The sequence below is a fragment of the Xenorhabdus eapokensis genome (genome assembly GCF_001908105.1).
Genome location: NZ_MKGQ01000056.1, coordinates 1 through 8984, shown reverse-complemented (window position 1 = coordinate 8984; position 8984 = coordinate 1). Strand labels below are relative to the sequence as shown.

Genomic DNA, 8984 nt, shown 5'->3' with positions numbered 1-8984 from the left:
AGGTTTTTCTCATTCCAGCAGGTCACTTATATAGGCACTTATCTTATTTGGGCGGACAGAATACAGGAAAAACAATTACGTTCAAAAAAGATTCCGAATAGGCTCTGAGGAAATTCCGGTAGAGCAGGAACCTATCCAAGAGGAGCCCTCTGAGGAGCCTCTCAACCAGGAACTGCCTAAAACTGACGACGATGGCGACTATTTCTTCTAATAGTCACTTCAACTAAACCGACCTGGAGGGGATAGCCATTCCCTCCAGGGGGGGACTATCTCCTTCTCAATCAGGAGAAAAGATATGTCCAAAAAACGCACCATTTACAGCGCCCTACCAATCGTGGCCGCCGCCTATGGTGAAAAACTCGGTGTCAAAGTTGCAATCGGTAACGATGAAGCATACACCGATGGTAAGACCATCGTGGTTCCGAATATCCCCGATGACTATCCGCACATGGATGCTGTTTGGGGGTATTTGGCTCATGAAGCTGCCCACGTCCGTTTTACGGATTTTGGTGTTGAACGCCGCAGAGGCCTTCATACTGAGTTGTCCAACGTGTTGGAGGACTGCCGCATTGAACGCGCCATGATGGAGCTCTTCCCCGGTACTTCACAGACCCTGAATGAAGTAGCTCGCTATATGGCTCAAGCAGGCCATTACGAGCATGTCACAGATAAAGAGGCTCCAGCCTCCATTCTGACAGGGTTCTGTTTGTACTGGCTGCAAACCAAGGCTGTAGGGCAATCCGTCCTTCAACCCTATCTCGATTCGGCTACTTCCGTATTCGAGCGCGTGTTTCCTCAAGGTGTTGTTGTTCGGCTGAACGCTTTACTGCGTAAGGCTGTGAACACGAAGTCCACCGCAGAGGTGACATCCTTGGCCGACCAAATCATCAAGATGATCGAGGAGGAAAAGGAGAAAGAAGAGCAGAAATCCCAGAATGGTCAGGATAGTAACAATCAGCAGAATGCTGGTGGCAATTCTGACGCGGCCAAAATGCTCCAGCAGGTTCTGAATGCCGGTGCCGGTGACTTGCGCGGTGACGCGCATGATGCACTTAAAGCCGAGCTCAACCGGGTTGCTCAGGATAAGGGGGATAGTAGCTATATGACTGTTCGCTCCGCCGTGGACACCCAGAACAATCCTGCTGTTGGCAAAAGCCTTGTGGGGAATGTGAAGAGCACCACTTCAAAGATCAGAACGCAGCTTTACGGATTGGTCCAAGCCAGCCAGCGAGTTGCTCACCGTAACCAACGCTTAGGGAAGCGTGTGGATGCTCGTAAGCTACATCGTGTAGTGATGGGCGATACCCGAGTATTCCTCAATCCGGAAGCCAAGAAGCGCCCTAACACGGCGGTTCACATCCTAGTTGATATGAGCTCCTCGATGGTCTACAAGGCTGCCAATGGAAAGGAGCGTCAAGACATTGCACGGGAAGCGTCCTTGGCTATTTCGATGGCTCTGGAAGCGATCCCCGACGTAAATCCGGCAGTTACCTTTTTTGGTGGCAACCGGAACCAACCAGTGTTCAGTGTCGTTAAGCATGGAGATACGGTTCAGAATCGGGCCGGTCGGTTTGGGTTCAAAGCAACTGGCGGTACGCCTATGGCGGAAGCTATGTGGTATGCAGCCTTTGAGCTCACGAAGACCCGTGAAGAGCGGAAAATGTTGATCGTAGTGACTGACGGGCAGCCTCAAAGCGCACCGGCATGTCGCTCAGTGATTGACCTCTGTGAACGAAGCGATGTTGAGGTGATCGGTATAGGAGTAGAGACTACCGCTGTGTCAGGACTGTTTCAAAAGAACATAGTCATTGATGACGCGGCAGCTTTACAACGCACATTGTTTAGGCTGATGGAGCGGTCGCTGACTGCTTTTGCGGCATAGTATGTGTAAATAAACGCGGTCGCCCATTTTGGGTGGCCGCCATTTTTTTAACCTAACAGGGGCTGCCTATCTCCTGTTAGGAGGGGGAGCCTCTTTTGAATAGAGAGCAACTCAAATGTCTATCCTTATTTTTGAAACCCATGATGTGAAAAAGTTGATTGAAGAACTTGATACAGCAAGCAGTTTTTCACCATCAACTGACGATTTGTTCAATCCTGAAATGTACCCTGACGGCATAATTAGGGATAAGTATGGACGGACTGAGCAGGAAGCTGAAAAACATGGTGGGATGTTCTGGCCTTCAGAAGATTTTATTGACCAGAAAAAAATTAAACCCGCATTGATATTGGTTGGAGATCATGGAGTTTACCTCATCACTAATGCAAAAGCGGATGGTTCTCCAAGCTCTCGCGGAACAGTCGCTTATGCTAATGGCTGCAATCCCGAGAGTGATGATGATTTCTACGAAAATAAACGCAACCTGTTTGGTGGTGACGATGGTTCGGTACGCATCCCTTCTAGCTGGGCCAAGTGGGCTCTTCAGCACAAGAAGGCTTTTCGGATTAAGTTAACCACAAACTCGGTTGAACTAATGCAAGGGTGATACAGGGGGTTCCCTGTTGATTAACACGGTCATCGATAACGATGGCCGTTTTTATTTGGAGAATCTATGAATCAATTCCATCCGTTGGATTTGTATCATCGGAACAAGGGTAGAAGGGCCACAGTGCCTGATACACCTTTCTTACTGCTTGCCAAACGCATCCCTCCAATGTATTGGAGACTGTTCCTGGGAGTCACTTTGGATAGTCGTATGGGATACACAGGTATGCACTTGCTGAATAGCCCAACCGGGGCGTGACATTCCGGAAGGGATTGGTTGCGCTCATCAACAACAAAGGAGCGTGACCATGAACGTACAACTTCAAGCCAGCAACAATGATCTGTTGGCACAAATAGAAAACAAAGGACTCACTGTTGAAACGCATTGTCGCAGTGGCTTTTGTGGCATGTACCGAGTTCGCCTCCTCAAAGGTCAAGTGGCCTATGACGAGACGCCCATCGCATTTGTCAAAGAAGGGGAAGTGTTGGTTTGCTGCGCTAAAGCAAAAACCGATGTGACCTTGGATATTTAACCCATCAGGAGGGGCCTTCCCTGCTGGTGGGGCTCCTCTGTCCATTTAGAGGAGAAACACTATGTCTATCAATACCAAAGTTGAACAAATCGCATACGCTCATGCTACCGCTCAAGTGCTCAGTGAACTGGGTCAACAAGAGAATTGGTACAAGGCTTATGAGTATTTGTCGGAGTGTGTAGAACGGGGAGAAGAGCCTGATGATCTGGTCATTTGGCAACCGTTTGAGCACTGGGAGTGGAAAGACATTCTGGAACAAATCGAAAGCGAAGCCGAGTCTCTGCTTTCAACGATTAAGTCGGTTTTGGGCCTGTCCCACAGAGGCATCATACAGTCAGCAATAGACTGCTCTCTGGATTCGGACATGACCCAGCTTGACCTGATTGGAATGGTCGAGCTCGGAAGTGAAATCGAAGAAAGCGAGAGTGCTGGAGGTGGCTATGCAGCTTAACAGATACACGGCCAGAGAATCTGATAAAGGTCGGATTTTCCGGACCATAGGTTCCATCCCGCTTTTCATCCTGAGCTTGAGTTCGCTGATGAAGCTGAATTGCTTCGACCAGTCGAGCAAAAGCAGGACCATGAAGAGCTGGAGGATTTTTACTTTTAGCCCACGGGGCCGCTCTTCCTGATGGGAGACGGTCCTCCATTCTCAAAGGAGAAGACCATGACAGATCACAATCAAACGATTGTGTTCCCAGGGAACAATGTCAAATTACTTGCTGAGGCTAACGCCATGTTGAGCGCAGTGTCGGAAGACGCATGTAAAGCCAGCAAACTGGAAGACAAGCGTGACCTTGAATCGCTTCAAGGCTGGTTGGAAGAGAACATTAATTCTCAACTGGCAGGCATGAAGTAACTATGATTGTAACCCCACTGGGGGCATGGTGCCCGTAAAAGGAGCCACCATGAACGCAGTGAAGATGATCCAGAAGGAAAGCCAGCTTGAGCTGCCGCTTTTCTTCTTGGACGAAGAGCCGAGAACCGCAGAAGTTATTCCATTTGAGCCAAAGCTGGAATGGACTGATGATGAGGTAAAGCAATTACGTGATGGGCTTCTATGGCATAGCCTTAGGGTCCTGGCTGATAGTCGAGCTTGAAGTGAAATCAAGCAGGAAACGATGGCTTGGGTGATGTCCGACGAGGTACATCCATTCTCATTTGTGGTCTGCTGCGATGAAGCCGGTCAGGGATAAGGGAAGGCGTAAAGTCTATCCTGAACCGCTTAGCGCGGGTTAAAGCGGGGGGTAATCCCTCTGCTTTCCAAGTGGCATCGACTTTCACATGTGAAAGTTTTGTACCCCTCGGAAAGCAAGTTTTTGCTCTCTGATGAGAGTGAACTGTGAGGTAGCTGGCCTCCCCAAACAAACAGCATTCAACTCAACCCTTGGGGAATCTCCGCCCCTTGGACTGGTGGTTCCCTGACAAACATGGAGCCACAACTATGATCCAGGGAATACCATTCCCGTGGAGAGCATGGCTCACCTTGAACAGGCGGAGAAACTGTATGACTTCTACGTCAAGTATCTCCGAGTGAAAGAAAAGACCTCTGTGAACCTTGGCCGTGTGCTGCATAAGCTGTACAGCACTGGTTCTATCCAGGAAGTAGAACTCGCGCTTGAAGCAATAGAAACTCAGGCTGGCGTAACAGCTTGAACTATAAACTAACCCCAACCGGGTGCATCCGCCCGGTTCGGGACGTGGTGCGCCCCCAACTATTTGGAGTGCATCATGGAAAAACATAACCTCAAGTCCGGACTCAGCATCTATTTCGCTGACGTCCACTTCGAGAAACAAATCTACGCATTCGGCTCAGGACTTGGCTTCACCTCTGTGATTTACGCCTACTCGCTGGGCCGAGATCCGGAAGAAGCTGAAAAGCTGGCGCTTGAGAAGTACGACTCTGACGAAACGAAGGTGAAGAAGGTGTATGTCAATCTGGCTCGCAGCCAGGACATCAACCGCTACACCTTCCCTGAAAAAATGGCTGGTTTTGCCAATGCCATTCAGTCTCACGGCCCTGCTGTGAACTGAGAACCACTTTAAACCCATCGGGGCCATTACTTCCCGATTGGGACGGTAGTGGCCTCTCAACCGAAAGGAGAGAGCTCATGGCTACTATCGTAAACACCAAGTTAGGAGAACATCGAGGCAAGAAGCGCGTCTGGCTGGAAGGTCAAAAGCTGCTGCGTGAAGGTTACTATCCTGGCATGAAGTACGATCTGGAGTTGAAAGACTCCCAGGTTGTGCTCCGCGTCAAAGAGGAAGGTAAATTCACGATTAGTAAGCGTGAGCGCAATGGCCGAGTGTCTCCAATCATCGATCTGACCGCGCAGGAGCTCGCTACCGTTTTTGACGGTGTAGAGATGCTCCGTGTGTTCATTCGTAACGGCGCTATCGTGATTTCCGCTCACCATCAACAAGAACGAGTCATCGAGCGTGTCAACCGGCTTATCAGTAAGCTAGAGAATGGAGAATCGCTTTCGGTATGCAGCCTCTTTCATGGGGGAGGTGTGCTTGATAAAGCTGTTCACGCCGGTTTTCACAAGGCGGGTATTGCCAGTGCCATATCTGTGGCCGTAGAGATGGAAGGGAAGTATCTCGATTCATCTTTGGCAAATAACCCGGAGCTCTGGAACGAAGATTCTATCGTTATCGAATCTCCAATCCAGGCTGTGAACCTCAGCAAGCGCCCACCGCAGGTGGATGTTTTGATGGGGGGGATACCGTGTACCGGTGCATCAAAGTCAGGTCGTAGTAAGAACAAGCTGGAGTTTGCCGAATCGCATGAGACGGCAGGTGCCATGTTCTTCAACTTCCTTCAATTCGTGGAAGCGCTCAATCCAGCCGTTGTGCTGATTGAGAACGTGCCTGAGTACCAGAAGACCGCTTCGATGGAGGTGATCCGTTCTGTGCTCTCTTCGCTGGGTTATTCCCTGCAAGAACGCATTCTCGACAGCAATGAGTTTGGAGTGATTGAACGCCGCAAGCGTCTCTGTGTTGTTGCGCTTTCTCACGGAATTGATGGGTTTGACCTTGAGATGGTTCAACCTATTCGTACCAAGGAAAGTCGCATACAGGACATCCTGGAGCCGGTGGCTCTCGATTCTGAACGTTGGAAGTCATTTGATTATCTGGCTGAGAAGGAATTGAGAGACAAGGCCGCTGGCAAGGGATTCTCTCGTCAACTCCTGACCGGAGACGATGAGTTTTGCGGCACCATAGGGAAGGACTATGCAAAATGCAGAAGTACTGAACCTTTCATTGTTCATCCGGAACAGCCTGAGCTGTCTCGCATCTTTACACCGATAGAACATTGTCGAGTGAAAGGGATACCAGAGGAGCTCATCCAAGGCCTGTCGGACACTGTTGCCCACCAGATTCTCGGGCAATCTGTTGTCTTTCCCGCGTTCGAGGCTTTAGCTCTCGCACTAGGGAACAGTCTTTGGAGCTGGGTTGGAATGATGCCGATCATGGTCGAAGTCGTGGATGAATCACAGCCGTTTATCGGTGGTGAAGACTTCCATTGGGCAACGGCATTGGTTGATGCAAAGGGCACACTCAAGCTGTCACCGGCAGCAAAGAAACAGGGGATGCCATTCAACATTATGGACGGTCAACTGGCTGTCTATTCACCTAACGGAACCAAAACGAGCTGCGGCCATAAGCCGTTAACGGGCAATGCAAGTCCGGTGACGGTTTGCATTGCTCTCTCGTAAGTGGAGAGTGAAATGAATACATTAAAACAACTTGTCAACTCGATGGTGCTTGAGGAAGGTCTGAAAAAGGCGAAGCCTTTGGCAGCGCAAATGGGACTTGAATCAGTATCTGATGAGATGCTCGAAATGATCTGTCCGAACTTGAACTACTCTGGGCAATTTACGCCAGCTCTGTACGCAAAATTTCAAAGCGTAAAGCGATTGCTGAAAGAGTTGTCGGAACAAACTTCACCCAAGCACGGGCATATTGTGAAGTTTACCAATCAATATGCGAGCTACGATGAGTCTGCTTTGTTGTTCAAAGAAGGCGACATCAGAAATCAGAACCTGGTTGCTTGTGTGGGTGGAAAAACGCTGAACCTCGGAGAGCTGGAGCTTCGAGATTATGGGCTTAATATGCACATTGGTTGCGGTGGCCCATTTGAACCGATCTCAGAATCGCAGATTCAGTCTTTGTTTGAGTTTGACTTTTATGAGACGACCTACAGATTCTGGGGCCAGAATCCATGTGGAAACGGGTTGATAGAGATCACCGTTCCGATGAAACGTTGGTTCTTGACTGTGTAGGTTCAACCTGAGTGCGCCGAGAAATCGGCGTACTGTCCCCCTTAAAACGGGTAATCAACGCAGGGGGGAACCCCCGCGCTTTCCCAAGCCTCTCGGTCTCCCAGAAGGTTTCGGAAAGTGCCTTGGGCGCTCAAGTGCGGTAGCTGGCTGCCCAAAATAAACAGCAAATTATCAACCCTGATGGGAGCACCTCCTGTTAGAGGATCTCCGTCATAAACTGAATGGAGATATAGCATGTCTAAAAACGTCAACGATGTTTTTTCAAACCGAACTTCTTTGGAATGTACAGTGAATGCAGCGCTGGATCGTCGTATCGGTCTGCGCGTCGGATTCCCTCATTACCGAGAAGGAGCAAACGGTGTGGTTTGTAAGATTGAAGCAGAGTACCCATTGCTCAACACCCATTCGAGTGTTGCTTGGCCTCTGCTCGAAGAAATCAACGATTACACCATCCAAAAAAACAATCGCTCATTAATCACATTGATGATGTGGTTGCCGAGCTGCTGAAACACAAGGTTCGTCTACGGCTTGATATTCAGAAGCTACAAGACGGTGACATTGATCTGGTGAAGCAAGCCAAGCAGCAATACGAAGACAATCAGATGTCGAGTACCAGCTAGTGAAAGTTCGATAACCAGATTCAATTTTCAACCCTACCGGGGGGCTTTATCCCGGTAGGAATGGGCACCCTACTAACCTAGGAGGCTCTATGCAACAAGCATTAAACTTTGACCTCTCAGTACAACCTGCTCCTGTGCTTCTGCGCGGGGACAAGTGGGATTCTGTTTGGTCAGAACTAACTGACAACGAAGATTTAAACTTCGTTGATGCCAGCAGGGGAACCTGCTTGTCATCATTGATCACGTCATCAGTTGAAGCCATTCACACGGCTTTGATTGATGGGTGGACTATGATGGTCGGCTATTCCAGTGGGAAGGATTCTGAAACGGTCTTGCATTTGTTTCTGATGGCCCTAGTCCGGGCCGTGAGGAGTGGGGCGACCATCAGCCAACACCACTTCATCTTGCACACTGACACTCTGATCGAAAGCCCGGAAGTAAGATGGCTGGCGGATCAGAAACTGGCTGAGCTGGAACGTTTCATTGCGAAGGAAAATCTTCATCTGACTATCATTCTTGCAAAGCCGGGGATCACGCAGAGTTGGACGGGCCGAATCCTTGGTCATGCTCCCAATGATTAGATCTTGTGATAAACTCCCTGCTTTTTATTCTGGGTGAGATATGGCTAAAGAGATATGGCTAAAGTGGATGTGGTTTGTCGTTACTGTCATAAAACAAACGAGGTTAAAGGGCATGGAAAAGGACGTACTGGATATCCTCGCTATCACTGCTATGCCTGTCGCAAAACCTTCCAACTGCAATATACCTATCAAGCCTGCCATCCCGGTATGAAAGAGCGAATTATTGATATGGCCATGAATAACGCCGGTGTCAGGGTCACGGTTCGGGTTTTGAAAATCGGCATTAACACCGTCATTCGCACATTAAAAAGCTCACACCAAGACAAGTGACTACGCTGCCGCTTGCGGGCAGTGAGATTCATCTTGTCTGTGAAATAGACGGTGCGCTGGGAAAAGCTGCACTGTTTCTTGCGGGTGAAAGTCCCGTCGTAGAAGATTAGCCAGATCACTACGTAGCGAGTCTTGCATCTCCGGCGGTA

13 protein-coding genes and 1 pseudogene are annotated in these 8984 nt (G+C 49.3%); all 14 read left to right on the top strand.

Going from position 1 to position 8984, the window contains the following annotated elements; genetic code table 11:
• The first annotated feature begins 295 nt into the window (after positions 1 to 295).
• On the top strand, positions 296 to 1882 hold the full coding sequence (locus tag Xedl_RS18420; RefSeq protein WP_074025194.1) for a VWA domain-containing protein: 1587 nt from the start codon (positions 296 to 298) through the stop codon (positions 1880 to 1882).
• A 115-nt stretch (positions 1883 to 1997) separates the two neighbouring features.
• Positions 1998 to 2486 (top strand): DUF3085 domain-containing protein, encoded by a 489-nt coding sequence (locus Xedl_RS18415; protein WP_074025193.1) that lies wholly within the window; start codon positions 1998 to 2000, stop codon positions 2484 to 2486.
• Positions 2487 to 2552: 66 nt separating this feature from the next.
• Positions 2553 to 2744 carry a hypothetical protein gene (locus tag Xedl_RS18410; RefSeq protein WP_074025192.1) on the top strand — a complete coding sequence of 64 codons (192 nt, stop codon included), beginning with the start codon at positions 2553 to 2555 and terminating at the stop codon, positions 2742 to 2744.
• 49 nt (positions 2745 to 2793) lie between these two features.
• A complete protein-coding gene (gene yfaE, locus Xedl_RS18405; protein ID WP_074025191.1) occupies positions 2794 to 3018 on the top strand; it encodes a class I ribonucleotide reductase maintenance protein YfaE in 225 nt (74 codons plus the stop codon).
• Positions 3019 to 3079: 61 nt separating this feature from the next.
• Complete coding sequence (locus Xedl_RS18400) at positions 3080 to 3469, top strand: hypothetical protein (protein ID WP_074025190.1); 390 nt, start codon at positions 3080 to 3082, stop codon at positions 3467 to 3469.
• Between the two features lie 216 nt (positions 3470 to 3685).
• Positions 3686 to 3877 (top strand): hypothetical protein, encoded by a 192-nt coding sequence (locus Xedl_RS18395; protein WP_074025189.1) that lies wholly within the window; start codon positions 3686 to 3688, stop codon positions 3875 to 3877.
• Positions 3878 to 3926: 49 nt separating this feature from the next.
• A complete protein-coding gene (locus Xedl_RS33820; RefSeq protein WP_244149754.1) occupies positions 3927 to 4118 on the top strand; it encodes a hypothetical protein in 192 nt (63 codons plus the stop codon).
• Between the two features lie 376 nt (positions 4119 to 4494).
• Complete coding sequence (locus Xedl_RS18385; protein ID WP_244149753.1) at positions 4495 to 4674, top strand: hypothetical protein; 180 nt, start codon at positions 4495 to 4497, stop codon at positions 4672 to 4674.
• Between the two features lie 75 nt (positions 4675 to 4749).
• Positions 4750 to 5052, top strand: coding sequence for a hypothetical protein (locus tag Xedl_RS18380; protein WP_074025188.1), 303 nt, complete (start codon positions 4750 to 4752; stop codon positions 5050 to 5052).
• 77 nt (positions 5053 to 5129) lie between these two features.
• Positions 5130 to 6737 carry a DNA cytosine methyltransferase gene (locus Xedl_RS18375; protein ID WP_074025187.1) on the top strand — a complete coding sequence of 536 codons (1608 nt, stop codon included), beginning with the start codon at positions 5130 to 5132 and terminating at the stop codon, positions 6735 to 6737.
• A gap of 12 nt (positions 6738 to 6749) precedes the next feature.
• A complete protein-coding gene (locus Xedl_RS18370) occupies positions 6750 to 7304 on the top strand; it encodes a hypothetical protein (protein ID WP_074025186.1) in 555 nt (184 codons plus the stop codon).
• 234 nt (positions 7305 to 7538) lie between these two features.
• Positions 7539 to 7811 carry a hypothetical protein gene (locus Xedl_RS18365; RefSeq protein WP_244149752.1) on the top strand — a complete coding sequence of 91 codons (273 nt, stop codon included), beginning with the start codon at positions 7539 to 7541 and terminating at the stop codon, positions 7809 to 7811.
• 202 nt (positions 7812 to 8013) lie between these two features.
• Positions 8014 to 8505: an adenine nucleotide alpha hydrolase family protein gene (locus Xedl_RS18360; protein ID WP_244149751.1), complete on the top strand. Its 492-nt coding sequence runs from the start codon at positions 8014 to 8016 to the stop codon at positions 8503 to 8505.
• A gap of 54 nt (positions 8506 to 8559) precedes the next feature.
• Positions 8560 to 8885, top strand: a pseudogene (locus tag Xedl_RS18355) (IS1-like element transposase); the annotation flags it as partial.
• Positions 8886 to 8984: the final 99 nt, after the last annotated feature.

Coding starts and splice junctions, on each gene's coding strand:
- Xedl_RS18410 (WP_074025192.1), top strand. CDS start 2,553: ATGAATCAATTCCATCCGTTGGATTTGTATCATCGGAACAAGGGTAGA.
- Xedl_RS18380 (WP_074025188.1), top strand. CDS start 4,750: ATGGAAAAACATAACCTCAAGTCCGGACTCAGCATCTATTTCGCTGAC.
- Xedl_RS18415 (WP_074025193.1), top strand. CDS start 1,998: ATGTCTATCCTTATTTTTGAAACCCATGATGTGAAAAAGTTGATTGAA.
- Xedl_RS33820 (WP_244149754.1), top strand. CDS start 3,927: ATGAACGCAGTGAAGATGATCCAGAAGGAAAGCCAGCTTGAGCTGCCG.
- Xedl_RS18420 (WP_074025194.1), top strand. CDS start 296: ATGTCCAAAAAACGCACCATTTACAGCGCCCTACCAATCGTGGCCGCC.
- Xedl_RS18370 (WP_074025186.1), top strand. CDS start 6,750: ATGAATACATTAAAACAACTTGTCAACTCGATGGTGCTTGAGGAAGGT.
- Xedl_RS18375 (WP_074025187.1), top strand. CDS start 5,130: ATGGCTACTATCGTAAACACCAAGTTAGGAGAACATCGAGGCAAGAAG.
- Xedl_RS18360 (WP_244149751.1), top strand. CDS start 8,014: ATGCAACAAGCATTAAACTTTGACCTCTCAGTACAACCTGCTCCTGTG.
- Xedl_RS18400 (WP_074025190.1), top strand. CDS start 3,080: ATGTCTATCAATACCAAAGTTGAACAAATCGCATACGCTCATGCTACC.
- Xedl_RS18385 (WP_244149753.1), top strand. CDS start 4,495: ATGGCTCACCTTGAACAGGCGGAGAAACTGTATGACTTCTACGTCAAG.
- Xedl_RS18395 (WP_074025189.1), top strand. CDS start 3,686: ATGACAGATCACAATCAAACGATTGTGTTCCCAGGGAACAATGTCAAA.
- Xedl_RS18365 (WP_244149752.1), top strand. CDS start 7,539: ATGTCTAAAAACGTCAACGATGTTTTTTCAAACCGAACTTCTTTGGAA.
- yfaE (WP_074025191.1), top strand. CDS start 2,794: ATGAACGTACAACTTCAAGCCAGCAACAATGATCTGTTGGCACAAATA.